The sequence below is a fragment of the Blastomonas natatoria genome, from assembly GCF_003201955.1.
GTDB lineage: Bacteria > Pseudomonadota > Alphaproteobacteria > Sphingomonadales > Sphingomonadaceae > Blastomonas > Blastomonas natatoria.
On sequence record NZ_QJJM01000001.1, the window covers coordinates 248,288 to 273,791 of the forward strand.

Here is a 25,504-nt window from a genome sequence, read left to right on the forward strand (position 1 = left end):
ACTCCTTGATTATATTGAAAAGGGGCGAGCGTCAGATCGGCTCTGCCACCTTCATGAACATTTCCTGCGTGGCCTTGGCGTTATCGACCAGCGGCCCCTTGCCGATCTGGCCGAAGCAGATGGCGCGCGAGGATTCGACGATGTAGCGGCAGCGCTCGAAGCGCCGGTCGCGATAGGCGGTAAGCGCGGCGTCGAGCGTGTCGGCCTTGACCAGTTCGTCCGCCAGCACCAGCGCATCCTCGATCGCCATCCCTGCGCCCTGGCCGAGATGTGGCGTGGTGGCATGCACTGCATCGCCCAGCAGCACGACCCGGCCCTTGTGCCACGCGCCTTCGAGGAACATCCATTCGAGCGGCTTGTAGACCACCTCGTCATCCTCGGTGATCTGGCCGACCAGCGCCTGGATGGCAGGGGAGGGCACGCCCGCGATCTTGGCGCGCATCGTGCTCGCGAGATCCTCCTTGGCGTACCAAGGATTGCCCGGCTCGGGCGTGGTGACATACATGTACATCAGTTCGTCCGAGAGCGGGACGAGGCCGATGCCGGTCTGGCCTTCATAGGCCTGCAGTCCGATGACATCGGGGGTGCGCCTGAAATTGTAGCGCCACACCGACTGGCCAGTGAATTCGGGCTTGGGCGCATCGGGGAAGATCGTCTCGCGCGTCTGCGAATAGAGGCCGTCGGCTCCGATGACGAGATCGAAGATACCGCTCGACCCGTCGCTGAAGGTGACCGCGACGCCTTCGCCGTCATCGACCAAGGTGCTGATGGTGATGCCCAGCCGGATATCCGCGCCCGCTTCCTTGGCGCGGTCGCCCAGCACCTTGTGCAGCGCCCGCCTGCCGATTCCGACATTTCCTGGATAACCCTCGACCAGACGCGGCGTCGGGATGTCGGCCACGCACTGTCCGGTCGGAATATAGACCTGGACCCGGTCAAAGCCGAAACCTGCGCTGATATAGTCGTCGATCAGGCCCAGTTCGGTCATCGCGCGGACGACATTGCCCTGCTGGATGATACCGACGCCATAGACCGACCAGTCGGGATCGCGCTCGATCACCTCGACGTCAAAACCCTTGCGGCACAAGGCGATCGCGGAGGTCAATCCGCCGATGCCGCCGCCCACGATCAAGATTCGCATGTCTTTCATGCCGATATGCCTCTCCCCGCCGGTAATTGCGTAACCGGGCCTGTTCATCCCGGCCTAGATAAGGGGAGAGGCGTAAATCTGTAAATCTTATTGTATTTATGCCTAGGTATAATATTTGTGGATGGATACGCTCAACTCAGCGCACCGTTGCCGCGCAGTTCCCCGCGCAGCCATGCCAGACCCTCGTCTGCGCTCCGGGCGTGATTGAACTGCATCATTTCGCGCATTGCCGGAAATTCGAAGGGAATAGGGGCAATGGCCAGCGGGAACATCTCGGCCATCACGCGCGCCAGTCGCTCGTGCATCAGCGCAAGCCGGTTGGTTTCGATGACCAGCCAGGGGATGACGGTGAAGGACGAGGCGGTCATCTCCATCCGCCGGAAATGGCCGAGCTTTTCCATGATGCTGTCGGCAAAGGCGCTGGTGCGCTGATTGCCCATCTGGATTCCGACATGGCCGGCCTCCAGCATGTCTTCCAGCGTCACCGTGCGCTTGAAAACTGGATTCCCACTCCATCCCACGATGACATGGCGTTCCTCAAACAGCAGTTCTGCGGGCTGACCGGGGTTGATGAACTCCTCCGGCGTGATCAGCAGGTCGAAAGCGCCCTGCGCGATCAGATCGGCGCTGCCATCCGAGGGGAGGACGGCTTCCAACCTGATGCCGGGCGCGACATGCGCGAGACGACGCGACAAGGGGGCGATGATCGCGGCGGTTATATAGTCCGATGCGATCAGCCGGAACACGCGCTGCGAGGTGGCTGGGTCGAAACTGGTCGAGGTGGTGATCAGTGCATCGATCCGACGCAGCGTGTCCTGCACCATCGGCACCAGCGATTCGGCATAGGGCGTGGGGAACATCCGCTTGCCCTGCAGCACCAGCAGATCGTCGCCGAAATAGTCGCGCAGGCGGCCGAGGGCCGCGCTCATTGCCGGCTGGCTCAGGTTGAGCTGTTCGGCCGCACGCGAGACGCTGCGCGTCTCCATCAGCACGCTGAAGGCAACGAGCAGATTGAGATCGAGACCCTTGAAGCGCATGGCATTAACCTATCAGCGTGATTGCTGGATTATCATTAAAACAAAAGATTTCACCAATGGCTAGCACTTCTCGTAAACAGCACGTCGATACAGCGGATGCCCGTGCAGGCATCATGCGCTTTTGGGGAGATTGATGATGAAGGCATTTCTGCTGGCCACCACCATGCTCGTTGGCTTGAGCGTTCCCGCCACCGCCTTTGCGCAGGAGGCGGCCCCTTCGGATCAGACCGAGGCAACCGAGGACCAGGGACTGGGCGAGATCGTCGTGACCGCGCAGCGCCGCGAGGAAAGCCTGCAGCGCGCTGCGGTTGCGGTCACCGCGGTGGGCGGCGAGGATCTGGTGAACGCCGGGATCACCGAAACCGCCAATCTCGGCCGTCTGGTTCCCTCGCTGGTCGTCCAGCCGACGGGCGGCACCACCAGCTTCTTCCTGCGCGGCGTCGGTACCAATTCGCAGAATTCGTTCGCTGAAAACGCGGTCGCGTTCAACTTCAACGGCATCTATGTCGGTCGCCCGACCGCGCCCGCCGGCGTATTCTATGACCTGGAGCGCGTCGAGGTGGTCAAGGGGCCGCAGGGCACGCTCTATGGCCGCAACGCCACCGGCGGCGCGATCAACGTCATCCCCAAAAAGCCCGTGCTCGGCACGTTCGGCGGCGAGGGCTTTTTCGAATATGGCAATTACGACAGCAAGAAGTCGGTCGTCGCGCTGAACATCCCGATCGGTGACACGGTCGCCCTGCGCCTCGCGGGCCAGGTGGTCGACCGCGACGGCTATATCTCGGACGGCTATGACGACGACAAGGGCGAGGCATTCCGCGCCTCGCTGCTGATCGAACCGTCAGACCGCTGGTCGATGCTGCTGGTCGCCGATTATTACAACCAGGGCGGCAAGGGCCCGGGCGCGGTGCTGCTGCCTGAGGCCCGCTATACCGTCCCCGCGCTCGAGGACCGCGTGAGCATTTCCGATCCGCGCGCGCGCACCGCGATCCGCCAGCTTGCGTCCGGCATCTTCGCGCCGCCCTTTTGCGGGGGGGCGGGCAATTTCGTCAACAGCGGTTGCGTCGCGCTGCCCGGCACCGACGGGTTCCTCGACAACGAATTCATCGGCGTCAGCGCGACGATCACGGGCGATATGGGCTTCGGCACGCTCACGGTCGTTCCGGCCTATCGCCGCTCCGACGTGAACGTGCTGACTTATGTGCCGGGCTTTGCAGGAACTATCCGCGATGTCGCCGAGCAGAGCTCGCTTGAAGTGCGCCTTGCTTCGAACGAGGACCAGCGGCTGCGCTATGTTGTCGGTCTGTTCTATTTTGGCGAAAACCAGGAGACCGAGAACTTCTTCCGCCAGGGCAATATCTCGACCACGCGCTTCACGCCGCGGCTGAGCACGGAAAGCGTCGCGGCCTTTGGCCAGCTGACCTTCGACATTACCGACACGCTGCGCCTCGTCGCCGGTGGTCGCTATACCAGGGAAGACAAGAAGCAGCTGACCTCGGTGGCATCGGGCGGTCTGCCCGGGCCGATCAACCCGCCGCTCAGCGCGCCGTTCACGGGCGACCTGTCGTTCGAGAAATTCACCTGGAAGGCGGGGCTGGAATGGGATGCCGGGCCGCAGTCGCTGGTCTATGCCAATGTCGCGACCGGCTTCAAGTCGGGCGGTTTCTTCGTTGCCCAGCCGCCGAACAACACCTTCGCACCGGAAACGCTGACCGCCTACACGATCGGCGCCAAGAACCGGTTTTTCGACAACAAGCTGCAGCTCAACATCGAAGCCTTTTACTGGGACTATAACGACCAGCAGATCACCTTTGTCGGCGGAGTCCGCACGGCGGGCGGCATTTTCGCGCAAGGGTCGACCACGGTCAACGCGGGCAAGTCGCGCATCTATGGTGCCGAGTTCGAAGCGCGCTTCGCGCCCAGCCGCAACGACCTGTTCAGCCTCAACGTCCAGTATCTCAGCGGCAAGTATGACAGCCTGATCACGGCCAATTTCTCGCCCACCGGCGCGCCGGTCACCACCGGGTGTCGCACCCTGGGCAGCCGTCTGGCCAATCCTGGCGTCAATGGCGCGCGCTTCTACGATATCGACTGTTCGGGCCGCCCGACGGTCAATTCGCCCGAATGGGCCTTGAACCTGGGCTATGAACGCACGTTCGAGCTGACCGACCAGCTGAACCTGATCTTCGGCGCGCGCGGCAATATCGAAAGCAGCCGCTTCATGAACTCGAACTTCCGGCCTGAAGAGCGCCAGGGAAGCTTTGCGATGGCGGATGCCTATGCGACGCTCGAAGATCGCGGCGGATGGAACATCACCGCGTTCATCAACAACATCACCGACGAGGAGGTGCTGGCCCGCGCAGGCACCCGCCCGATCCTCGACTTCCCGGTCGGCACGCTGCGCCCGCCGCGCACCTATGGCGTGCGCTTCGGGTTCAACTTCTGATGGCATGGGGCGCCATCGGGCCGGTGCTGGCGGCATGTCTGCTCGCCGCACCGGTTCACGCCCAGCCTGCTCCGGCCGCTGACGGGTTCATCACGCTGGGCACGATGGGCGGACCTGTGCCGTCGCCTGACCGGTCGCAACCTGCCAATGCTCTGGTGCATCAGGGCAAGGTCTATCTGGTCGATGCGGGCGACGGCACCGTCCAGCAGCTCGCGCGCGCAGGGATTCTGCTGCCGCGTGTTCGGGCCGTGTTCCTGAGCCATCTGCATGCCGATCATACCGGCGGGCTTTCCGCCGTGCTGGCGCTGCGCAACCAGACCAACCAGCGCGATCCGATCATCGTCTATGGCCCGCCGGGCACGCGCGAGCTGGTCGCGGGCATGGTCGCCTCGATGCAGCCCGCCGCGCGCGTCGGCTATGGCATTCCCGGCCAGCCCTGGGCCCCGCCCGCCGATACGGTGCGCGTGATCGAACTGACCGATGGCGAACGGCTCACCGTCGATGGCTTCACCGTCACCGCCGCACAGAATTCGCATTATGATTTCGCGGCTGGCAGCATCGAGGATCGCAACTACAAGTCATTGAGCTTCCGTTTCGATCTGGGCGCGCGCTCGATTGTCTATACCGGCGATACCGGACCCAGTGCTGCAGTGGAAAAGCTCGCCAAGGGTGCGGACCTGCTGGTCAGCGAGATGATCGACATGGGCGGAACCATGGCCAATGTCGCGCGCAACTCGCCCGATATGCCGCCCCAGGCCAAGCAGCAGCTGGAACAGCATCTCGCGACCCACCATCTGACGCCCGATGCCGTGGGGCAGCTTGCCTTGCGGGCCGGGGTGAAGGCGCTGGTCATCACGCATTTCGCCGCCGGCACACCCGACCCGGAACGCACCAAGGGCTATATCGGTGAGATCAGGGCGCGCTATCCGGGACCGGTCACGCTCGCGAACGATCTCGACCGGTTCTGACCCGGCCTCAGTCGGCCCAGTAGAGCCGCATCGGGTTGGCGACGAGCAGCTTGTGCTGCAGCTCGGCCGTGGGCGCGATTTCGGGGATGGTATCGACCAGATGCCCGTCATCGGGCAGCACCTTCTCCATGTTCGGATGCGGCCAGTCGGTGCCCCAGAGCACGCGATCGGGATAGTTCTCGACCAGCGGGCGCACCGCGCGGACGAAATCGGCATAAGGCGGGCCGGCGGCGTCGAGCCGGTCGGCACAGGTGACCTTGGTCCAGATATCGTCGCGGCTGTCGAGCAAGCGGCGGAACGCGGCCATGTCCGCGCCGTCCGGTCCCTGGGTCACATCCGGGCGGCCCATATGGTCGATCACGATCGGCACGGGAATCGCATCCAGAAACGGGCGTAGCTCTTCCAATATGTCCGCCTCGAAATAGACCACGACATGCCAGCCCAGGCGCTTGATCCGCCGCGCGACATCGAGGAACTTGTCCTTGGGGGCATCGTCGACCAGCCGCTTGAGAAAGTTGAACCGGACACCGCGAATGCCCCCGGCGTGCAGCGCATCGAGCTCCGCGTCCGGGATCGCCGGATCGACCACCGCGACCCCGCGCGCGAGCCCGTTCGACCGCGCTATGCCGTTCAGAGTCGCGCTGTTGTCGGTCCCGTGGCAGCTCGCCTGGACGATGACATTGCGCGCAAAGCCCAGATGGTCGCGCAGGGCGAAAAGCGCATCGGGCCCGGCATCCTGCGGCAGGTACTTGGCCTTGGGGCTGAACGGAAAGTCGGCTTGTGGCCCGAACACATGGCAATGCGCATCGACCGCGCCCGGCGGCTGTATGAAGCGCGGCTTGCTGGGCGTCAGGGTCCAGCTGCGGATGCGGCCTTCGGCGTCGGTGGTGGTCATGCGAAAACCTCTCCATCCATCAGCTTGCGCGCGGTGCGCAGCATGCCGGCCTCGACCGGCTGGCCCTGCTCGTCCACGGTGACGACACATTCGGTAACGCCGGTGGGATGCTCGACGCCCAGCGTCTTGGTCAGGCCATTGGGAACGCTCGCCACCCTTGCGGCGGGCGAGCCTTCGATCAGGCAGGCGGTGGCAACGCTGACCGCACCGAGCACACCGATCGAGGCATGCACGCGGTGCGGGATCAGCGAGCGTACCGCAATCGCGCCGCCATCGCGCGGGGCGGCGACCAGCATCATCTTGGGCACCGACTTGGCCGACACATCGCCAAGGTTCATCAACGGTCCGGCCTTGAGGCGGATCGCCTCGACCCTGGCCTTCATCGCCGCATCGGCATCGAGCGTGTCGCGGTCCTCATAGCCGGTGATGCCTATGTCCGCAGCGGCGATCACGACGCACGGCATGCCGTTGTCGATCAATGTCACCGCGACGCCATCGATTTCGTCGACGCCGTTTCCGCTAGGCAGCAGTGCGCCGCACGAGGAGCCGGCGGTATGCTGAAAGACGAGCGGGATGGGTGCGGCGGTACCGGGCACGCCGCTGATCGCCGCATCGCCGTCATAGCGCACCAAGCCACCGGGCGTCGCGACGCTGGCGACGGCGACCTGGCCGGTATTTTCCATGAAAATGGCGACGCGGGTGACATCACCCGCAGGCGCGACCAGCCCGCGCTCGATCGCAAACGGGCCGACGCCCGCCAGGATGTTGCCGCAATTCTGCGCATCGGTGACGATCGCCTGATCGACGAACACTTGCAGGAACAGGTAATCGACATCGACACCGGGACGATCCGATCTGCTGACCACCGCGACCTTGCTGGTCAGCGGGTCCGCGCCGCCCATGCCGTCGATCTGGCGCGGGTCGGGCGAACCCATCACGCGCAACAAAAACGCATCGCGCTCGGTGGCGTCGGCGGGCAGGTCGGATTTCAGGAAATAGCCACCCTTGGACGTGCCCCCCCGCATCCACATGCAGCGGGCGGCGCTCATATTCCCTCTCCCATCGGGAGAGGGAAGGAGGCGCAAAGCGCCGGAAGGGTGAGGGCGACGGGGCAGGCATCACCCTCACCCTTCCCCCGCGGCTGCGCCGCGCGGGCCCCCTCCCTCTCCCGAGGGCAGAGGGATCGGGAGATCGGCTCAAACATATTTCAGCCCCATTTCGGCTAGCCGAGGCCGCATGTCGTAGATGTCGAGGCCGAGTTCGCCTGCCGCCAGACGCCGGCGCTTCGCCTCTTCCGCTGCCTCGCGCGCCTGGGCCTTTTCCAGCACCGCCTGCGCATCGGCGCGCTTGACCACGCACACGCCATCGTCATCGGCGACGATCACATCGCCCGGATCGATTGCGGCGCCCGCGCAGACGATCGGCACGTTGACGCTGCCCAGGGTGTTCTTGACCGTGCCTTGCGCGAACACCGCCCTGGACCAGACCGGAAAGCCCATCTGCGTGAGGTCACGCACATCACGCACGCCCGCATCGATCACCAGCCCCCGGCAGCCGCGCGCCATCGCACTGGTCGCCAGCAGATCGCCGAAATAGCCGTCAACACACGGGCTGGTCGGCGCCAGGACGAGGATATCGCCGGGCTGCAGCTGCTCGATCGCGACATGGATCATCCAGTTGTCGCCGGGAGGGGCCGATATGCTCACGGCATTGCCCGCGATGCGCGCGCCCGCGTAGATGGGGCGCATATGGTGCGCCATCAGGCCGATACGGCCCTGCGCCTCGTGCACGGTCGCGACGCCTGCGCTCCCGAGCCCATCCACCACCGCAAGATCGGTGCGTTCGATATTCTGGACGACAATTCCCATGGCCATGCTCCTTGTGCTGCTGCCGTGGCCCCGCGCGCCTGTTTGATGCCAATCCAGATTGTGGACGAGTAATAAGTTTTTGCTATCTATGATGCAGATGATCAAACCCTTCGATCTCAATCTGCGGCATCTGCGCGCGCTGGTCAACGTGGTGGCCCTGCGCAGCCTCAACCGTGCGGCAGACACCGCCGGACTCTCGCAGCCTGCGCTGACCCAGGGCATGGCCAAGCTCGAACGGCAACTGGGTGTGCAGCTGCTGGACCGCCATCCGGGCGGGGTGGAACCGACCCCTGCAGGGACGGCGCTGGCCGATCGCGTGGAGCGGGCTTTCGCTCATCTGTCGCTGGCGGTGCGGCGGCCGGGCAGGGCGAGCACACGGGGCTTTTCCCGCCCCGAACAGCTGATGACCAGCACCCAGCTCCAGGCTTTCCTGCACTTTGCCGATGCGCAGGGCTTTGCGGGGGCAGCGGCCGCGAGCGGCCTGTCGCTGCCCGGCATCCATCGCGCAGTGCGCGAACTGGAGCAGATTGGCGGGCAGGTCCTGGCCGAGCGCCGAGGCCGCGGCATGGCGCTCACGCCCGCCGGCAGAGCGATGGGGCGAGGGGTGCGCCTGGCTGCGGGGGAACTTGCCGCCGGTATCGCCGAGGCTCTGGGCGAGACTCACCCCGCAACGCGGATCGCCATCGGCGCGATGCCGCTCAGTCGCGCACTGGTTGTGCCGCGTGCGATCGCGCATTTTCTCGAGGACTGCCCAGGCACGGTGGTCGATGTGATCGAGGGCTCGTGGCGGGAACTGATCGATCCGCTGCTCGATGGCGTGATCGACGCCATGATCGGTGCACTGCGGGAGACACCGCCGTCCGATGTGGAGCAGGTTCCCCTGTTTACAGACCGGCTGGCGGTTTTTGCGCGCAACGGCCATCCGCTGGCAGGACGGCGCGTCGAGCTCGCCGAGTTGCAGGCGCAGTCCTGGGTCGTCGGTCCGCAGGGCACGCCCTTGCGCGCCCATTGGCAGGCGCTTTTCGCGGGCGATCCACCGCCGGTGCCGGTCGAATGCGGGTCGGTGATGGTGATCCGCGGCCTGATCATGCAGAGCGATCTTCTGACCTTGCTGTCGCCCGATCAGATTTCCGTGGAGCTGGACGCTGGAATGCTGGTGCGGATCGACGTCGATCTGCCGGGGACCGTGCGAACCATCGGCCTGACGACACGCCGTGGCTGGCGGCCGACACAGGCGCAGCAACGGCTGATCGACCTCATCCACCAGGCATCGAACGAAACAAGACTTCACGAAAACCAATAAGCTGGGGTGCAATTGGATTGGTGGCGGGTGCGTGCCATCGCCTAGGCCGTTCGCATGATGGGCAACGCAACCTTTATCGGCTTTGGCGAGGCGGGCAGAGCCTTTGCCTGGCCCGGTGCGCGCGCGTTCGATCGCAAGACCGACATGCTGGCAGAGCGTGGCGCGATGCTGGCCGCCTATGCCGATGCGGGCGTGCGCGGCGAGGATGATGCTGCCACAGCACTGGCCGGCGCCGGGGTGGTGCTGTCCCTGGTCACCGCCGATCAGGCGGTAGCGGCGTCGCGCAGTTATGCCCCGATGCTGGAGAGCGGCGCCCTCTGGCTCGACATGAACAGCGTCGCTCCGGCGAGCAAGGCCGACGCGGCCGCGTTGATTGAAGCTGTGGGCGGGCGCTATGTCGATGTCGCAGTGATGGCCCCGGTGCTGCCGCAGCGCCGTAACGTGCCGCTGCTCGTTTCCGGCCCGCATGCCGCCGACGCCGCCGAGGTGCTGCAGGCGCTGGGTTTTGCAAATGTGTCGATCGCCGGAGACGCGATCGGCCAGGCTTCGGCGATCAAGATGATCCGCTCGGTCATGGTCAAGGGGCTGGAGGCACTTTCGGCCGAATGCGCGATGGCTGCTTCCCGCGCTGGCGTGCTCGATGCGGTTACCGCGTCGCTCGATGCCAGCTGGAAGCCGCAGGGCTGGGCCGAGCGGTTCGATTACAATCTCGACCGGATGATGGCGCACGGGCTTCGTCGCGCCGCCGAGATGGAAGAGGTGGCGGCGACACTCGCGGACCTCGGCGTCGATCCTGTGATGACGCGCGGCACGATCCAGCGCCAGCGCGAGATCGGCACGCTGCGCCTGTCGCCGCCCGCCGGTCTCACCGCCAAGCTCGCCGCACTCGAAACGCCGCAATTCAAGAGAACCGCATGACCCTGATCATCGATTGCCACGGCCATTATACGGTCCTGCCCAAGGCGCACGACGCCTGGCGCGAGGAGCAAAAGGCCGCGTTCAAGGCCGGGATGCCGTGCCTGCCCTATCCCGAAATCTCGGACGACGAGATCCGCGAGACGATCGAAGCCAATCAGTTGCGCCTGATCAGGGAACGCGGCGCGGACCTGACGATCTTCTCGCCGCGCGCCTCGGCCATGGCGCCGCATGTCGGCGACGAGGCGGTGGCGCGCGAATGGGCACGGCGCTGCAACGACCTGATCGCGCGCGTCGTCGGCCTGTTTCCCGAAACCTTTGCCGGCGTGTGCATGCTGCCGCAAAGCCCCAAGGCCGACATGGCGGGATCGATCGAGGAGCTGGAGCGCTGCGTCACCGAACTCGGCTTCATCGGCTGCAACCTCAATCCCGATCCGGGCGGCGGTCATTTCACCCATCCGCCGCTGACCGACCGCTACTGGTACCCTTTCTACGAGAAGATGGTCGAGCTCGACGTTCCGGCGATGATCCATGTCTCGGGCAGCTGCAACCCGGCGATGCACGCCACCGGCGGCTATTATATCGCGGCCGATACCATCGCCTTCATGCAGCTGCTGGAAGGCGACCTGTTCGCCGATTTCCCGAGACTGCGCTTCATCATCCCGCATGGCGGCGGCGCGGTTCCCTATCACTGGGGTCGCTACCGGGGCCTTGCGGACATGCTGAAAAAGCCCGCGCTCGACACGCATCTGATGAACAACATCTTCTTCGACACCTGCGTCTATCACCAGCCGGGCATCGACCTGCTCGCCGATGTGATCGACAACAAGAACATCCTGTTCGGCAGCGAGATGGTCGGCGCGGTGCGCGGCATCGATCCCACCACCGGGCATTATTTCGACGATACCAAGCGCTATGTCGACGCGCTCGAGATCAGCGATGCCGAGCGGCACATGATCTTCGAAGGCAATGCCCGCCGCGTCTTCCCCCGGCTTGATGCCCTTTTGAAGGAGCGCGGATTGTGAGCCATCTCGACATTCACGCCTATCTGGCCGAGTTCGAGGATATTCCAGGCACGCGCGTGTTCACGGCCGCGCGCGCACGCCAGGGCTATCATCTCAACCAGTTCGCGATGAGCCTGATGAAGCCGGAGAACCGCGAGCGCTTCAAGGCTGATGAGCGCGGCTATCTGGACGAATGGGCGATATCGGAAGAGGCCAAGCAGGCGGTGCTGGCGCGCGATTACAACGCGCTGCTCGATATCGGCGGCAATATCTATTTTCTGTCCAAGCTGTTTTCCACCGACGGCATCGCCTTCGCGCAGGCGGTCAGCACGATGACCGACATGAGCTGGCCCGAATACCGCCAGATGATGCTCGACGGCGGCCGCTCGCCTGAAGGCGTTCGCTCGATCAGGGAGGGACGATAGATGGCCCGGATTACCGCAGGTGTGGGCAGCAGCCATGTGCCGCTGCTGGGCGTGGCGCACGACCAGGGCAAGGAGCGCGACGACTATTTCGGCCCCATCTTCGCAGGCTATGACTGGACCCGCGAATGGGAGAAGCAGGAAAAGCCCGATGTCGTGATCCTGGTCTATAATGACCATGCGTCCGCCTTCGACATGCGCTTCATCCCGACCTTCGCGATCGGCTGCGGCGAGCGCTACAAGCCCGCCGACGAGGGCTGGGGGCCGCGCAAGGTGCCCGATGTCATCGGCCATCCCGATCTTGCCTGGCATATTGCACAGAGCCTGATCCTCGACGAGTTCGACATGACCATCATCAACGAGATGGACGTCGACCATGGCCTGACCGTGCCGCTCAGCATGATGTTCGGCGCGTGCGAGGCCTGGCCGACCACGGTCATTCCGCTTGCGGTCAATGTCGTCACCTATCCGCCGCCCTCGGGCAACCGCTGCTGGGCGCTGGGCGAGGCGATCGCGCGCGCGGTCGAGAGCTTCCCGGAAGACCTCAACGTGCAGATCTGGGGCACCGGCGGAATGTCGCACCAGCTGCAGGGGGCGCGTGCCGGCCTGATCAATCCCGAATGGGACAACCGCTTTCTCGACCTGCTCGAGGCGGAGGATGATGCCGTCCGCCATATCCCGCATATCGAATATCTGCGCGAGACGGGATCGGAGGGCATCGAGATGGTGATGTGGCTGATCATGCGCGGCGCGCTGGGCCACAAGGTGAAGACCTTGCACCGCCATTATCACGTGCCCTGCAGCAACACGGCCATCGGCCATATCGTACTGGAGCCCAACACATGAGAATTGCCCTGGCCGGTGCCGGCGCCTTTGGTGAAAAGCATCTCGACGGACTGAAGCTGATCGACGGGGTCGAGATCGTCTCGATCATCAGCCGACGCCTCGAGCAGGCAGAAGCGGTGGCGCAGAAATACGGCGCAACCCACGCGTCGACCGAACTCGATGACGCTCTGGCGCGCGACGACGTGGATGCAGTCATCCTGTGTACCCCGACCCAGATGCATGCGCAGCAGGCGATCGCCTGCATGAATGCGGGCAAGCATGTTCAGGTCGAGATTCCGCTGGCCGACAGCTGGGCGGATTCGCAGGCCGTGCTCGACAAGCAGCAGGAAACGGGCCTCACCTGCATGGTCGGCCATACCCGGCGCTTCAACCCCAGCCATCAGTACGTGCACAATCGCATCAAGGCGGGCGAGTTCAACGTCCAGCAGATGGACGTGCAGACCTATTTCTTCCGCCGCAAGAACATGAACGCGAAGGGCGAGCCGCGCAGCTGGACCGACCATCTGCTCTGGCACCATGCCGCGCACACGGTCGACCTGTTCGCCTATCAGGCAGGCCGCATCGTCAAGGCGAACGTGCTCGAAGGCCCGCACCATCCCGATCTCGGCATCGCGATGGACATGTCGATCCAGCTCAAGAGCGAGAGCGGCGCGATCTGCACGCTGTCGCTCAGCTTCAACAATGACGGCCCGCTCGGCACCTTCTTCCGGTATATCGGCGACAGCGCGACCTATATCGCGCGCTACGACGATCTCGTGAACGGTAAGGAAGAGCCGATCGACGTCAGCAAGGTCGATGTCTCGATGAACGGCATCGAACTGCAGGACCGCGAATTCATCGCCGCGATCCGGGAGGGGCGCGAGCCCAACAGCTCGGTCGCACAGGTGCTCGATTGCTACCGCGTGCTCGGCGAACTCGAAGCGCAGTTGCTCGCATGACTGCGCGCCGCACCCAGGTCGCGATCATCGGATCAGGCCCCGCCGGGCTGCTGCTCGGCCACCTGCTCAAGGCCGAAGGGATCGACTGCGTGCTGCTCGAGCGCGCCAGCCGCGAGCATGTCGAGAGCCGGATCAGGGCAGGCGTCCTCGAGACGGTGACTACCGATCTCATGAAACGGCTGGGGCTGGACGAGCGGATGAACCGCGAGGCGCTGGTCGAGGACGGTTTCAACCTGGCCGATGGCGACCAGATGGTCCGCATCGACATCAAGGCGCTGACCGGCAAGACCGTGGTCGTCTATGGCCAGACCGAACTGACCCGCGACCTGATCGCCGCCGCGCCGCAGCGCGATCTCGAGATCGTGTTCGAGGCAGGCGATCTCGTATTGCACGGGGTCGACAGCGCGCATCCCAAGGTGACCTATGCCAAGGACGGCGCGCCGGTGACGCTCGAATGCGATTTCATCGCCGGTTGTGACGGTTTTCACGGACCCTCGCGCCGCGCGATTCCGCAGCATCTGGCGCGCGAGTACATCCACGAATATCCGTTCGGCTGGCTGGGAATTCTTGCCGATGTGCCGCCCTGTCATGACGAGCTGATCTATGCCAACGGTCCGCGCGGCTTCGCGCTCGCCTCGATGCGATCGCCGACGCGCAGCCGCTACTACATCCAGGTGCCGCTCACCGAGAGGATCGAGGACTGGCCCGAGGACCGGCTGTGGGACGAGCTGGAACTGCGCTTCAACGGCATCTCGCAACATGGCGTGACGCGCGGCCCGGCGCTCGAAATGTCGATCGCGCCGCTGCGGTCCTATGTGTTCGAGACGATGCATTACGGGCGGCTGTTCCTGGCGGGCGATGCGGCGCATATCGTGCCGCCGACCGGGGCCAAGGGGCTCAACCTTGCCGCATCGGATGTGCTCTATCTCTCGGATGCGATCATCGCGCATTATCGGCGCAAGGACGAATCCGCACTGCTCGGCTATCGCGACCGCGCGCTGGCGCGCATCTGGAAGTCGGAACGGTTCAGCTGGTCGCTGACCAGGCTGATGCACAGCTTTCCCGATCAGAACGCGTTCGAACGGCAGATGCAAGTGGCGGAGATGGACTATCTGTCCCGATCACCCGCGATGCAGACCGCGATTGCGGAAAACTATGTCGGGCTGCCTGTCTGACCGAGCGATATCCCCAAATTGCCAGCCATTTCACGCCCGGTCAGTTCCGCTGATCGGGCGTTTTGCCATGTTCCCGTAGCGGCAACAGTAACTTGCATTGACGAACCTTTATCATAAGTCTAGTATTGCAAGTGACCGGCGACAAGCGCTGGCATTGAGGGGAGGAACTGATTGATGCTGAAGCACAATCTTGTTGCGCGTTGCCGATTCAACCGTTTTTCGATGACCGCGATCGGCCTGGCGCTGATCGCGGCGGTCGCCACGCCAGCCGCCGCGCAGGATGCAGGTGAGCAGGCCGGGAGCGAGCAGGACAGCCAGGGACCGCAGATTGCCGACATCGTCGTGACCGCGCAGCGCCGCGATTCGACGGTGCAGGATACCTCGGCTGCTATTTCGGCCTTCAGCGCGGAATCGATCGAGGCCGCGCGCATCCTGAGTTTCGAGGATCTGGCAGGGCAGGCCACGTCGCTGAGCTTTACCGCGCTGTCGCCGATCGATCAGGAATTCAACATCCGCGGCATCACCAACACCCGGCTCGACAGCCCGTCGGCGGACCAGTCGATCGGTATCTTTGTCGATGACGTCTATGTCGGCCGCTCGGGCCTGTTCAACTTCGACATGTACGATATCGAGCGGGTCGAAGTGGTGCGCGGGCCGCAAGGCGTGCTGCTGGGTCGCAACGTCGTGGGCGGCGCGATCAGCATCTACAGCGCGCGTCCCCAGGCGGATTTCGGCGCGGGGATGACGGTATCCTACGGCAATTACAACGAGAAGCTGGCAAGGGGACATGTCACCGGCACGATCAGCGGGCCGCTGACCGGACGACTGAGCTTCCAGTATCGCAACCGCGACGGTTTCAACCAGGACCTGCTGCACGATGTCGATCTGGATGACGTCGACAGCATCCAGTTCCGCGGCCAGCTGATGGTCGAGCCCGATGACAGCGATTTCACCGCGCGGCTGGTGTTTGATTATACCAAGGACGAGTCCAACGGCTTCCATTCGGTAGCGATCGATGGCCCTGCCGCAGGTTCGGGTCCGTGGAGCGCGGCGCGCGCTGCCATCGGAGTCATTCGCGGCCGTCCGCTCCGCTTGCGCGAGGGCCTGCCCGAATGGCCGCGCTACAAGGGGGACACGGCCGACACGCCGCAGCAGCTCAACCGCGAGGCCTGGGGCCTGTCGCTGCGCATGGACCAGGGGCTTGGCGGCTTCGGAACGCTCTCGTCGATCACCGGCTATCGCAAGGGAGAGGCGTTCAACGTCTATGACCAGACCGGCATCGGCCCGGACAACGGTTTCGGCGTCATCTCGCCGACGCTGTTCACCTTCCCGGTCAACGAGGACGAGGATATCCGCCAGTTCAGCCAGGAATTGCGCGTGGTATCCGAAGAACAGTCCGATCGCGGCTTCGACTGGATTTTCGGTGCCTATTACCAGCACGACAAGGTGACCAAGCTTGACCGCTTCTGGGCCGAAGTTCCGTTGACGGTGCTCACCACCCTGTCAGGCGAAAGCCGGTGGGACAACCGCGCGACCAACGAGAGCTATGCGTTTTTCGGCCAGCTCGGCTATCGCTTCTCGCCGAAGCTGCGTGTCGTCGCGGGTATCCGCTATTCGCGCGACCGCAAGGGCGGCATCGTGACCGGCACGGCGACCGAAGGCGGCGACAAGTTCAACCCCAATGATCAGGTCGCACTCACCCCGCTCGCGGGCACGTTCCGCGAAGGCCAGAGCTTTACCGCACGCTATTCGGACAGCTGGAGCGAGATCACGCCGCAGGCCACGATCGAGTTCAAGCCGAATGACGACATGCTGTTCTACGGCACGTTCTCGACCGGTTATAAGGGCGGCGGCTTCGAGGATGATCCGGCCAATGCCGCAGCAGCGGTTTCCAGCTATGATCCGGAGACGGTGACCAGCTTCGAAATCGGCGGCAAGCTTGATCTGTTCGACCGCCGACTGCGGCTCAACGTCGCGCTGTTCGACATGAAGTACAAGAACCTTCAGGTCACCCAGACCTCTGCAGCGTGCCTGTGCAACATTACCGACAATGCGGCGGACGCCAAGATCCAGGGCATCGAGGCGGAAGCGACCGTCGCGGTGGCGACGGGGCTGACGCTATCGGGCGGGCTGACGCTGCTCGACACCAAATACATCGCGTTCATCGATTCGCTCGGCAACGACAATTCGGGCAATTTCCTGCAGCGCACGCCCAAGGCGCAGTGGAATGTCGCGGCGGATTTCGTCACCGATATTGGCGACTGGTCCGATGCGCTGCGCATGAACGTCAATTACAGCCACCAGGCGCGGCTGTTCTGGGCGCCCGACAACCTTCAGCGCGAAGACGGCTATGGTCAGCTTGGCGGGCGCATTTCGCTCACCCCCGGCAATGGCGATGTCACTTTCTCGCTCTGGGGCCGCAACCTCACCAACACGCTCTATCGCACTAACATCATTGCCTTTTTTGGCGATGAAGTCAGCCGCCTGGGCGCTCCGCGCCAATATGGCGCGGAAGTTTCGGTCAGGTTCTGAACGGCCCGATCAGGGCAAAACAAAAGGGCAGCCGGAGCGATCCGGCTGCCCTTTTGTTTGTGGATGTCAGCAAAGGTCAGAAGCGGCTGTAGCTCAAGTCCCCCTTGCCCTTTTCACCGATATGCATGCGCGGGTCTTCTGGTTTGAACATGCCCAGACACCATCCCTCCGCCATCGGCATGTCGCGGTTCCAGTCGAGCGTGATCTTGCGATGCGCGATGCGCCATTCGCCGTCGCGCTTCTCGAAGCGGTCGACGATGCGCCCGCCGGTCAGCGTGTCCCAGCGCTCCCCGTCCTTGGGGAAGCGCGCGAAGGTCAGCACATAGCATTCGGCATAGGCGAGGGTGTCGCTCTCGAACTCGACATGCAGGTTGCACAGGTAATGCCCCATGACATCGCCGCCCTGCATCCGCTGGATCGCGCCGTCGATATAGGCGCGCGCCGGGCCCGAATAGCTCGAGCCATGCTCCTCGATGCTGTCGTCGAAATAGCAGCTGTGCAGCAGCTCGCCATCGGCGCGATCGACCCCGCGCGCATAGCGGGCGAGGCAATCGGCAATGTCCTGCTTGGCGAGCATGGTCTCCAGCGTGTTGGCATATTTCATGTCAGCGCCTCCCGTCGTGCAGCGCCTTGGCCATCGAGCGCTTCAATGTGTACGGATCACGCGCCAGGAATGCGCGGACGGACTCGGCATGCGGATCGGTGTCGAGCTCATCGACCTTGCGCGCGGCGGCCATCAGCCCTGCCTTGCCGATATCGCGCGGGCTCGACTTGGCCTGCCAGGTGACATGCTCGGCCATGCGGGTATCGACCGACCCGACGATCAGGGCGGCGACATGCGTGCCCTGCGGCTCGAGCTCGGCGCGCAGGCAGTCGCTCGCGGCGCGTGCCGCGAACTTGCTGGGGCTGTAGCCGCCCATGTTCGGCACCGCGCAGATGCCGCCGGCCGACAGCACGTTGACGATCGCGCCGCCGCCATTGGCCTTGAGCACCGGCGCGAACGCCCGCACCATAGCCAGCATGCCGAAATAGTTGGTGTCCATCTCGTTGCGCGCGAAGCGCATGTCCTCGGCTTCCAACAACGTCTGGCGATGGAAGGCCCCCGCATTGTTCACCACCAGATCGACATCGGTGCAGCGCGCCGCGACGGCAGCTACATCCTCAGCCCTGGTGACATCGAGCTGGACCGGTACGACACGAGGGTCCCCCGTGCTGCGCGCGGCTTCCTCGGCATCGGCCAGCTTGCGTGCGCCGAGATAGACCTTTGCCGCGCCCTGATCGAGCAGTTCCTCGACAAAGCCGAATCCGATGCCGCGATTGGCACCGGTGACGATGGCGGTGCATCTCTCGATCTTCATGCTGCGATCTCCTCACCGCTGCGCTGGCGCGCCCAGGCGCCATACAGAATGTCGTCGGGCTTCTTCGCGCCGCGCACGGCCTTGCCGATATCGGGGATGATCATGCCACGCCCCCAGGTCTCGTTGATCGGCATTTCATGGTTCCATTCCCAGGCGAGGCGGCGGTGCGCGATCTTCCACGCGCCGTCGCGCCGCTCGAACCGGTCGACGCAGCGCGCCATGGTCAGGCTGTCGAACGATCCGCTCTCGGCCTCGCGGCGCGAGAAGGTGAGGAAATAGCATTCGGTCACGGCCAGATCGGCCTCGACGAACTCGACCGAAATGTTGGTGCAAAGGTGCGACATCAGCGGCGCGGTGGGCAGGATCTTGGCCATCAGCGCGACATAATCGGCGGCAGGTCCCACATAGACCCCGCCATGATCCTCGATCGCGTCCGCATGATAGGCGGCGCGGATCAGATCGACATCGGCGCGGTCCGCTCCGCGTGCATAGCCGATCAATATGTCTTCTATCTCCTGCCGGTCGAGCAGTCGTTCCACGGTCAATCGCATCCTCATCCTCCGGTACTGGTTATGTCTATGCTGGCGTAAAGATCGGCAAAGGCGCTCTCGGCACCCGGAAATTCGCGCGCGCCGTCCATCGACGCGATCTGATCGAGATGCTCTGCCACCCAAGCGGTGCTGTCATCGGGGGCGGAAGCACCGCGCCCCTCGACCATGCGCGCGCGGCGATAGCGGCGGCCCCCGGCGAGGAAGATCTGGCCGTTGACGCTGCACGCCTCGCTCGCGAGATAGGCAGCCATTCCGGCCGCATAGGCAGGATCGAGCCGGGGATCGCCCGCGACACCATCCTGCGATGTCATCGGCGTGGAGGCATAGGGGCACAGCACGTTCACCCTGATCGGCGTGCGCTTCAGTTCATCTGCGAGCGTCAGCGCCATGGCGTTCAATGCGCCCTTGCTGGCGGCATAGGGAATGCGCCCGCGCACGCCGTGCAGCCCTGCCGACGAGGACACGAACACCATCCGCCCCGCAGGGCTCTGCAGCAGATGCGGCAATGCGGCCTGGGCGAGCGCGACCTGCGCGAGGAAATTGGTGTTCAGCACCTCGCCCAGCGCTGCCATGTCCATGTCGGGCAGCTTGGCCGCCGGGCCGATGATTCCGGCATTGAACACGATGGCATCGATCCGCCCAAAGGCGTCAAGCGCCGCCTTGACCAGCGCCTGGGCTGCGCCGGGCGCGGCTATGTCCTGATAATTGGTGATCGCGCGACCGCCCTGTGCGCGGATCGCGTCGGCGACCGCTCCGGCGCTGTCAGGCTGGCCCTTGCGCAGCCGGTTGTTGACCAGCACCGCCGCGCCTTCGGATGCCAGCGCCCTTGCAAAGGCGGCGCCCAGGCCCTTGCCCGCACCCGTGACGATGACCGCGCGTTCGACGCTGGAATCCATGATTGTCTCTCTCCCGCTGGGAAGAGGCTAATCAGTTTGGTATGATAATGAAAGTGATAAATGCGGGTGCGCAAGCAGCTTGGTCTGGGCCAGGCTGCGGCTAGTTTCAACCAAGGGTATTTTCGTCATTCCCGCGAACGCGGGAATCCCGCTTCCTCCACCCTATCCGAAGTAGCGGGACCCCCGCCTTCGCGGGGGTGACGATGAATTGCGTCATGGCCGAGCAGCGGTGTCAGGCCGAAACCGCGTGCTTCTCGTCCTCTGCCCCAGCAACCTCGATCAGCCGGAAGTCGACCTCGTGCGCTTCGAGCGGTTCGCGGCAGTGCGAGCAGACCACCTGCGGTTCCAGCCGCTGCCCGCAATCGCGATGGGTCAGCAGCACAGGTGGGCCGGCAGGCGAGCAGAAATACTTGTCGCCCCACATCATCAGCATCAGCAGCGCAGGATAATAATCCACGCCCTTGCGTCGCAGGCGATATTCGTAACGTGGCGGGCTGTCGACATATTGCTCCTGCCGGATCACGCCGATCGAAGTCAGCCAGGCGAGTCGCTCGGCCAGGATGTTGGTGGCGATGGCCGTGTCGCGGCGGATATCGTCGAACCGGTTGATGTTGGTAAAGATCGATCGCATGATCAGGCTGGCCCAGCGGTCGCCAATGATGCGTGCTGCCTCGTCGAACAGGGTCGTGGCGTCCTGTGTCGTCTCACGCTGCTGGCGGCGCCGCGAATAGACCGGCTCCATCAGGCCGACACCGGGGCCGGGCTCCCATTCGACCTGGGTTGCATCGATCGTCTGGTTGCACGCCTTGCACGCAGGCTCGGGCTCGAACACTTGACCGCAGCTCTTGTGCGTCAGCTCGACCCGCAGCTTGGTGCGCCCCGCACCCCAGCGCTGTTCCCAGCGCAGCAGCATCAGCGAGGTCCAGTAGAGATCGCGGCCCTTTTGCGTCAGCACATACTCGTGCCGGTTGCCGCCATCGCTGCTCGGGCATTTCTCGATCATGCCATTGGCGATCAGCCGCTTGAGCCGGTCGCTGAGCAGCGCCTTCAGCAGGCCGGTGCGCTTGCGCAGCGCATCGAAGCGTCGGGTGCCCAGCCAGATCGCCTCGATCACCAGCACCGTGGGCGCATCGCCCACCACCTCCAGCGCCCTCCAGATCGAGCAGGTACGAATGAGTTGCGGTTCAACAGTCACGCTGACCTCAATAAGCATGCCGGAGCGATACGTCGAGCCTTTCGCTCCGGCATGCCCCTGTTATTCAATGCGCCGTAGCGGGTTTGTGAAACTCTTCACCTATCCCCATTTCGCGAAGCAGTTCGGCTCGATCATAATATTCACGCCAGACCTTCACATGGTCACCCTCGACCTCGAGAATGCCGACAACCGGCACCTTGCCATGATGGCCCTTGTAGGTGAACTCGTCGGTCCGCTCGATCACCACGACATCGCCGATGCGGCCGATATTGTGGATGTGCAGCGTGATGCTCTCGATGCCTTCGCCCAGCGCATTGATCCGTTCGGCGACCGCCTTGCGGCCCTTGACCGGTTCGATCATCATCGAATGCAGCACGCCATCCTCGGCGAACAGATCGCCCACCAGTTTCCAGTCGCGGCGGTTCCAGGCGTCGATCATCTTTTCGACAACGGCAATCTTGGGGTCGGTCATCATGCTCTCCTGCTTTGAGGTGAAGGGCTGGGGGGCGGCGGCTGCCGGGGTGGATTCGGCGTGCGCCACGCTGGGCAGCGTGAGCCCCGTCATGGCGGTCAGCGCCAGCAGCGCGATACGAAATCTGTTCATGGCATCCTCCGATTGATGCGGCCGGTGAGCCCGGCCTGCGGCAACGGTGTACCGCAAAGAGACTTGCGTAACTAGACCATTCTGCTATCCGATTCCATACGATCGAATAAGCCAGGGAAGAGGCGAGGACATGGCCATGAAAATCGAGCGGCTGCCCGCAATTCGCAGCACGCTGCAGCCAAGCAACCACCCCTATCTGACCGGAGCCTGGACTCCGCAGCATGAAGAGGTGAACGCCTTCGATCTCGAAGTGATCGAGGGGGCTATCCCTGAAGATATCGACGGCATCTACCTGCGCAACACCGAGAACCAGGTTCACCAGCCGCTGGGCAAATATCATCCGTTCGATGGTGACGGGATGATCCACCAGATCGATTTCCGCAGTGGCAAGGCGCATTATCGCAACCGTTTCGTCCGCTCGCGCTGCTTCCAGGCGGAGCAGGAGGCGGGCGGATCGCTCTGGGGCGGCCTGCAGGACAAGCCCAGCCTGTCGCGCCGCCCTGGTTTCGGCGCGCATGGCAGCCTGAAGGACAGTGCCTCCACCGACATCATCGTGCACGCAGGCCAGGCGATCGCGACCTTCTACCAGTGCGGAGAAGGCTATGTGATGGACCCCGAAACGCTCGAACAGCTGGGCCCCGCGCCCTGGGTGCCGATCGACGGTATCTCGGCGCATCCCAAGGTCGATGAGCGCACCGGCGAACTGCTGTTCTTCAACTATTCCAAGCACGCGCCGTACATGCATTATGGCGTGGTCGATGCCGATGGGCGGCTGAAAAGCTACACGCCCGTGCCGCTGCCCGGACCGCGTCTCCCGCACGACATGGCGTTCAGCGAGAACTGGGCGATCCTCAACGACTTTCCGGTCTTCTGGGATGAGGCGCTGCTGGAGCACAATATCCATGCGGTGCGGCTGCACGATCTGCCCTCGCGCTTTGCGCTGGTGAACCGGAACGATCCCGGCGACATCCGCTGGTTCGATGCCGCGCCCACCTATGTGCTGCATTGGCTCAACGCCTGGGAAGAGGGCGACGAGGTGGTGCTCGACGGCTATTTCCAGAACAATCCCACGCCCGACCCATTGCCGCATGATGGCGGCTATGGTGCGATGATGGCGCATATCGACGAGAACAGCTTCAAGCCGACGCTGCATCGCTGGCGCTTCAACCTGCGGACTGGCGAAACGCGCGAGCAATCGCTCGGCGACCAGCTGGTTGAATTCGGGATGATCAATCAGCGCTATCTGGCGCAGCCTTATCGCTATGCCTATTCGACCACGACCAGGCCCGGCTGGTTCCTGTTCAATGGCTTCGTCAAACACGACCTCCAGACGGGTGAGTCGACCACGATCATGCTGCCCGAAGGTCGCTATGCGTCCGAAGCGCCGTTCGCCCCGCGTGTGGGGGCCGAGGACGAGGATGACGGCTATCTGGTGAGCTTCGTTATCGACGAGAACCAGGGAACGTCGGAGTGCATCATCATCGACTGCAAGCGCTTTGCCGATGGCCCCATCTGCCGCATCGCGCTGCCACACAAGATCAGCAGCGGCACGCACTCGCACTGGGTTGAGCGCGAGGTGCTGGAGCGCGACAAGCAGGCGCTGCGCGAGCGGGCAGCACGGCGCGAACGGATGATGGCGACGGCGGCCTGAGCGCCGCCTAACTCTCCAGCGCCGCCAACACCGCCGCGCGCAGATCGGCGCGGACCACCTTGTTCATCGCATTGCGCGGCAGCGCGGAAAGCACGACCAGCCGTTCCGGGCGCTTGAACACTGCAACGCCTGCTGCTGCCAGATGTGCGCCGACTGCCGCAACATCGGGCGGGGTGATCCCATCATCGACCACCACGGCGACCGCGATGCGCTCGCCAAGGTCGCTGTCGGGAATGCCCACGCTCGCCGCCTCACGCACGCCCGGCAGGCTGACCAGCAGCTCGTCGATCTCCGCCGGCGAGATGTTCACCCCACCGCGCACGATGATCTCCTTCGAGCGGCCTACAAAGCGGTAGAAGCGCGACAGCGCGCCATCTCCCGCGATCTCGAAAAGGTCGCCGGTGCGGAACCATTCGCCGTCGAAGCTCGCCCCATTGAGCTCGGGCGAGCGCCAATAGCCCGAGATGACGGTGCCGCCGGAAATGTGCATCTCGCCCGGTCGGCCCGGCTCGGTGATGATCGCGCCCGTCTCCGGATCGACCAGCCGGGTGCGCATCACGGCGGAAACCGGACTGTCCCAATCCACGCCTTCGGCGCCGAAGCGCGGGAAATAATGCGCCCGCTCTGTCCGGTCGGGCACGTCGATAGGGGAGGACATCAGCGCCATGCCCTCGTTCGATCCGAAGATGTTGCAGATCTCGATGCCATGCGTTTCGGCCCAGCCTTCGATCAGCCAGGGGGTGAGCGGGGCCGATCCGCTGCCTATCGCGCGCAGCGACGACAGATCGACCGATGCGGCAATTTGCGGCTGCTTGAGCAGCGCGGTGAGAACTGCCGGGGGCGCGATCGTGTACGTGACGTGCTCGGCCTCGATCTGCTTCAGGAAGACGCTGAGGTCGAAGGGATGGTGCAGCACCATCGTGCCGCGCACCTCGAGCCAGGGCAGCATCAGCCCGCCGATCGAGGCGATGTTGACCAGCGGAAAGGGGTTGAGCAGCACGTCGCCGGGCTGCATGCCCGTGCCCCAGACGATGACCTTGGCGTTGAGCACCCAGTGGTTGTGATCGCGCGGGACGCCCTTGGGCCGCGCCTCGGTGCCCGAGGTCCAGCAGATGGTCAGCACTTCGCCGCCCGCCACCGGATGCGCGGCGCACCAGGGAGCGACGCTCGCCGGATCGGCACTGGCAGCGAGGGCCCTGAGGTCGGCGCCATGCGGTGCTGCGCCCATGGTCAGCAGCATCATGCCGGGGCGTTCGGCGATCAGTGCGGCGGCCATGGCGGCATAGTCGTGGCCATGAAACGTCGGCACGGTGACAAAGGCGCGGGCATCGGTGAGCGACAGGATATGGCCCAGCTCGTGCTCACGATACTGCATCACGATCGGGCTGATGATCAGCCCCAGCCGCGCGACCGCGAGGAACAGGATCACCGCATCGACGGTGTTCGGCAGTTGCGCGCAGATCACGTCGTCGCGCTCCAGCCCCAGGGCGATCAGCGCGGCGGCCATGGCATCGACCCGGGCATCGAGCTCGTTCCAGCTCAGCCGCTCGGGTGCGCAGCCGTCGAGCGTTTTGCGGTTGAGCGGATCGACCAGCGCGAGCGTGGCGCCGCGTTCCGCAACCGCCTGGCGCAGCAGCGCATCGACCCCGATTTCCTCCCACCAGCCGCGCGCCTGATAGTCCGCAATTCGCTCTGCCGGGGTCAGAAACATCGCTCTCTCCTGTCTGTGCTTTACAGCTTTCATAAAGAT

23 protein-coding genes are annotated in these 25,504 nt (G+C 64.3%); 11 read left to right on the plus strand and 12 right to left on the minus strand.

Annotated features, from left to right (window positions below):
• Positions 1–31 precede the first annotated feature (31 nt).
• Positions 32–1,150 (minus strand): FAD-dependent oxidoreductase, encoded by a 1,119-nt coding sequence (locus C7451_RS01315; RefSeq protein WP_110297166.1) that lies wholly within the window; start codon positions 1,148–1,150, stop codon positions 32–34.
• 131 nt (positions 1,151–1,281) lie between these two features.
• Positions 1,282–2,187, minus strand: a complete 906-nt coding sequence (locus tag C7451_RS01320; RefSeq protein WP_110297167.1) for a LysR family transcriptional regulator — start codon at positions 2,185–2,187, stop codon at positions 1,282–1,284.
• Between the two features lie 133 nt (positions 2,188–2,320).
• Here C7451_RS01320 and C7451_RS01325 point away from each other — a divergent pair, with 133 nt between their 5' ends.
• Together C7451_RS01325 and C7451_RS01330 are read left to right on the plus strand one after the other, a co-directional pair.
• Entirely contained in the window at positions 2,321–4,633 is a 2,313-nt protein-coding gene (locus tag C7451_RS01325; protein WP_244181477.1) for a TonB-dependent receptor, read from the plus strand.
• Entirely contained in the window at positions 4,633–5,601 is a 969-nt protein-coding gene (locus tag C7451_RS01330; protein ID WP_110297169.1) for an MBL fold metallo-hydrolase, read from the plus strand. Before C7451_RS01325 ends, C7451_RS01330 begins: the two co-directional genes overlap by 1 nt.
• Positions 5,602–5,608: 7 nt before the next feature.
• Here C7451_RS01330 and C7451_RS01335 read toward each other — a convergent pair whose 3' ends face one another.
• The 3 genes from C7451_RS01335 to ligK all read right to left on the minus strand — a co-directional run bounded on the left by C7451_RS01335 (position 5,609) and on the right by ligK (position 8,364).
• The gene (locus C7451_RS01335; RefSeq protein WP_110297170.1) at positions 5,609–6,496 is read right to left on the minus strand and encodes an amidohydrolase family protein; all 888 of its coding nucleotides are present in this window, start codon (positions 6,494–6,496) and stop codon (positions 5,609–5,611) included.
• Positions 6,493–7,545: a 4-oxalomesaconate tautomerase gene (locus C7451_RS01340; protein ID WP_110297171.1), complete on the minus strand. Its 1,053-nt coding sequence runs from the start codon at positions 7,543–7,545 to the stop codon at positions 6,493–6,495. The genes C7451_RS01335 and C7451_RS01340 overlap by 4 nt, the downstream gene beginning before the upstream one ends.
• Positions 7,546–7,692: 147 nt before the next feature.
• Complete coding sequence (ligK, locus tag C7451_RS01345; RefSeq protein ID WP_110297172.1) at positions 7,693–8,364, minus strand: 4-carboxy-4-hydroxy-2-oxoadipate aldolase/oxaloacetate decarboxylase; 672 nt, start codon at positions 8,362–8,364, stop codon at positions 7,693–7,695.
• A gap of 97 nt (positions 8,365–8,461) precedes the next feature.
• Here ligK and C7451_RS01350 point away from each other — a divergent pair, with 97 nt between their 5' ends.
• From C7451_RS01350 to C7451_RS01385, 8 genes are all read left to right on the plus strand, one after another.
• Positions 8,462–9,667: a LysR family transcriptional regulator gene (locus C7451_RS01350; protein WP_110297415.1), complete on the plus strand. Its 1,206-nt coding sequence runs from the start codon at positions 8,462–8,464 to the stop codon at positions 9,665–9,667.
• A 54-nt stretch (positions 9,668–9,721) separates the two neighbouring features.
• Positions 9,722–10,585 (plus strand): NAD(P)-dependent oxidoreductase, encoded by an 864-nt coding sequence (locus C7451_RS01355; protein WP_110297173.1) that lies wholly within the window; start codon positions 9,722–9,724, stop codon positions 10,583–10,585.
• The gene (locus C7451_RS01360; protein ID WP_110297174.1) at positions 10,582–11,607 is read left to right on the plus strand and encodes an amidohydrolase family protein; all 1,026 of its coding nucleotides are present in this window, start codon (positions 10,582–10,584) and stop codon (positions 11,605–11,607) included. Before C7451_RS01355 ends, C7451_RS01360 begins: the two co-directional genes overlap by 4 nt.
• Complete coding sequence (ligA, locus tag C7451_RS01365) at positions 11,601–12,011, plus strand: protocatechuate 4,5-dioxygenase subunit alpha (RefSeq protein WP_110297175.1); 411 nt, start codon at positions 11,601–11,603, stop codon at positions 12,009–12,011. The genes C7451_RS01360 and ligA overlap by 7 nt, the downstream gene beginning before the upstream one ends.
• Positions 12,012–12,854 (plus strand): class III extradiol dioxygenase subunit beta, encoded by an 843-nt coding sequence (locus tag C7451_RS01370; protein WP_110297176.1) that lies wholly within the window; start codon positions 12,012–12,014, stop codon positions 12,852–12,854. It begins immediately after the preceding gene.
• The gene (locus C7451_RS01375) at positions 12,851–13,792 is read left to right on the plus strand and encodes a Gfo/Idh/MocA family oxidoreductase (protein ID WP_110297177.1); all 942 of its coding nucleotides are present in this window, start codon (positions 12,851–12,853) and stop codon (positions 13,790–13,792) included. Before C7451_RS01370 ends, C7451_RS01375 begins: the two co-directional genes overlap by 4 nt.
• Entirely contained in the window at positions 13,789–14,967 is a 1,179-nt protein-coding gene (gene pobA, locus C7451_RS01380) for a 4-hydroxybenzoate 3-monooxygenase (RefSeq protein ID WP_110297178.1), read from the plus strand. Before C7451_RS01375 ends, pobA begins: the two co-directional genes overlap by 4 nt.
• Before the next feature lie 174 nt (positions 14,968–15,141).
• Complete coding sequence (locus C7451_RS01385; RefSeq protein ID WP_110297179.1) at positions 15,142–17,499, plus strand: TonB-dependent receptor; 2,358 nt, start codon at positions 15,142–15,144, stop codon at positions 17,497–17,499.
• A gap of 76 nt (positions 17,500–17,575) precedes the next feature.
• On the opposite strand, the gene C7451_RS01390 is transcribed toward C7451_RS01385, so the two are convergent.
• The 6 genes from C7451_RS01390 to C7451_RS01415 all read right to left on the minus strand — a co-directional run bounded on the left by C7451_RS01390 (position 17,576) and on the right by C7451_RS01415 (position 22,103).
• On the minus strand, positions 17,576–18,103 hold the full coding sequence (locus C7451_RS01390) for a nuclear transport factor 2 family protein (RefSeq protein WP_110297180.1): 528 nt from the start codon (positions 18,101–18,103) through the stop codon (positions 17,576–17,578).
• A 1-nt stretch (position 18,104) separates the two neighbouring features.
• Positions 18,105–18,857: an SDR family oxidoreductase gene (locus tag C7451_RS01395; protein WP_110297181.1), complete on the minus strand. Its 753-nt coding sequence runs from the start codon at positions 18,855–18,857 to the stop codon at positions 18,105–18,107.
• Positions 18,854–19,408 (minus strand): nuclear transport factor 2 family protein, encoded by a 555-nt coding sequence (locus tag C7451_RS01400; RefSeq protein WP_167398389.1) that lies wholly within the window; start codon positions 19,406–19,408, stop codon positions 18,854–18,856. Before C7451_RS01400 ends, C7451_RS01395 begins: the two co-directional genes overlap by 4 nt.
• Before the next feature lie 2 nt (positions 19,409–19,410).
• Complete coding sequence (locus C7451_RS01405) at positions 19,411–20,304, minus strand: SDR family NAD(P)-dependent oxidoreductase (protein ID WP_110297183.1); 894 nt, start codon at positions 20,302–20,304, stop codon at positions 19,411–19,413.
• Positions 20,305–20,536: 232 nt separating this feature from the next.
• Positions 20,537–21,499: a winged helix-turn-helix transcriptional regulator gene (locus C7451_RS01410; protein ID WP_244181478.1), complete on the minus strand. Its 963-nt coding sequence runs from the start codon at positions 21,497–21,499 to the stop codon at positions 20,537–20,539.
• A gap of 64 nt (positions 21,500–21,563) precedes the next feature.
• Positions 21,564–22,103: a nuclear transport factor 2 family protein gene (locus C7451_RS01415; RefSeq protein WP_208625113.1), complete on the minus strand. Its 540-nt coding sequence runs from the start codon at positions 22,101–22,103 to the stop codon at positions 21,564–21,566.
• 130 nt (positions 22,104–22,233) lie between these two features.
• On the opposite strand from C7451_RS01415, the gene C7451_RS01420 reads away from it, so the two are divergent.
• A complete protein-coding gene (locus C7451_RS01420) occupies positions 22,234–23,754 on the plus strand; it encodes a carotenoid oxygenase family protein (RefSeq protein WP_244181479.1) in 1,521 nt (506 codons plus the stop codon).
• 7 nt (positions 23,755–23,761) lie between these two features.
• On the opposite strand, the gene C7451_RS01425 is transcribed toward C7451_RS01420, so the two are convergent.
• Positions 23,762–25,465: a class I adenylate-forming enzyme family protein gene (locus tag C7451_RS01425; protein WP_110297184.1), complete on the minus strand. Its 1,704-nt coding sequence runs from the start codon at positions 25,463–25,465 to the stop codon at positions 23,762–23,764.
• Between the last annotated feature and the right edge of the window lie 39 nt (positions 25,466–25,504).

Bases quoted from the DNA above. Each gene is read 5' to 3' on its own strand.
- C7451_RS01315 (WP_110297166.1), bottom strand. From the start codon at position 1,150: ATGAAAGACATGCGAATCTTGATCGTGGGCGGCGGCATCGGCGGATTG.
- C7451_RS01350 (WP_110297415.1), top strand. From the start codon at position 8,462: ATGATCAAACCCTTCGATCTCAATCTGCGGCATCTGCGCGCGCTGGTC.
- C7451_RS01325 (WP_244181477.1), top strand. From the start codon at position 2,321: ATGATGAAGGCATTTCTGCTGGCCACCACCATGCTCGTTGGCTTGAGC.
- C7451_RS01375 (WP_110297177.1), top strand. From the start codon at position 12,851: ATGAGAATTGCCCTGGCCGGTGCCGGCGCCTTTGGTGAAAAGCATCTC.
- C7451_RS01415 (WP_208625113.1), bottom strand. From the start codon at position 22,103: ATGAACAGATTTCGTATCGCGCTGCTGGCGCTGACCGCCATGACGGGG.
- ligK (WP_110297172.1), bottom strand. From the start codon at position 8,364: ATGGGAATTGTCGTCCAGAATATCGAACGCACCGATCTTGCGGTGGTG.
- C7451_RS01330 (WP_110297169.1), top strand. From the start codon at position 4,633: ATGGCATGGGGCGCCATCGGGCCGGTGCTGGCGGCATGTCTGCTCGCC.
- C7451_RS01400 (WP_167398389.1), bottom strand. From the start codon at position 19,408: ATGCGATTGACCGTGGAACGACTGCTCGACCGGCAGGAGATAGAAGAC.
- C7451_RS01420 (WP_244181479.1), top strand. From the start codon at position 22,234: ATGGCCATGAAAATCGAGCGGCTGCCCGCAATTCGCAGCACGCTGCAG.
- C7451_RS01320 (WP_110297167.1), bottom strand. From the start codon at position 2,187: ATGCGCTTCAAGGGTCTCGATCTCAATCTGCTCGTTGCCTTCAGCGTG.
- C7451_RS01395 (WP_110297181.1), bottom strand. From the start codon at position 18,857: ATGAAGATCGAGAGATGCACCGCCATCGTCACCGGTGCCAATCGCGGC.
- C7451_RS01335 (WP_110297170.1), bottom strand. From the start codon at position 6,496: ATGACCACCACCGACGCCGAAGGCCGCATCCGCAGCTGGACCCTGACG.
- C7451_RS01385 (WP_110297179.1), top strand. From the start codon at position 15,142: ATGCTGAAGCACAATCTTGTTGCGCGTTGCCGATTCAACCGTTTTTCG.
- C7451_RS01405 (WP_110297183.1), bottom strand. From the start codon at position 20,304: ATGGATTCCAGCGTCGAACGCGCGGTCATCGTCACGGGTGCGGGCAAG.
- C7451_RS01425 (WP_110297184.1), bottom strand. From the start codon at position 25,465: ATGTTTCTGACCCCGGCAGAGCGAATTGCGGACTATCAGGCGCGCGGC.
- C7451_RS01360 (WP_110297174.1), top strand. From the start codon at position 10,582: ATGACCCTGATCATCGATTGCCACGGCCATTATACGGTCCTGCCCAAG.
- C7451_RS01390 (WP_110297180.1), bottom strand. From the start codon at position 18,103: ATGAAATATGCCAACACGCTGGAGACCATGCTCGCCAAGCAGGACATT.
- C7451_RS01370 (WP_110297176.1), top strand. From the start codon at position 12,012: ATGGCCCGGATTACCGCAGGTGTGGGCAGCAGCCATGTGCCGCTGCTG.
- pobA (WP_110297178.1), top strand. From the start codon at position 13,789: ATGACTGCGCGCCGCACCCAGGTCGCGATCATCGGATCAGGCCCCGCC.
- C7451_RS01340 (WP_110297171.1), bottom strand. From the start codon at position 7,545: ATGAGCGCCGCCCGCTGCATGTGGATGCGGGGGGGCACGTCCAAGGGT.
- C7451_RS01355 (WP_110297173.1), top strand. From the start codon at position 9,722: ATGATGGGCAACGCAACCTTTATCGGCTTTGGCGAGGCGGGCAGAGCC.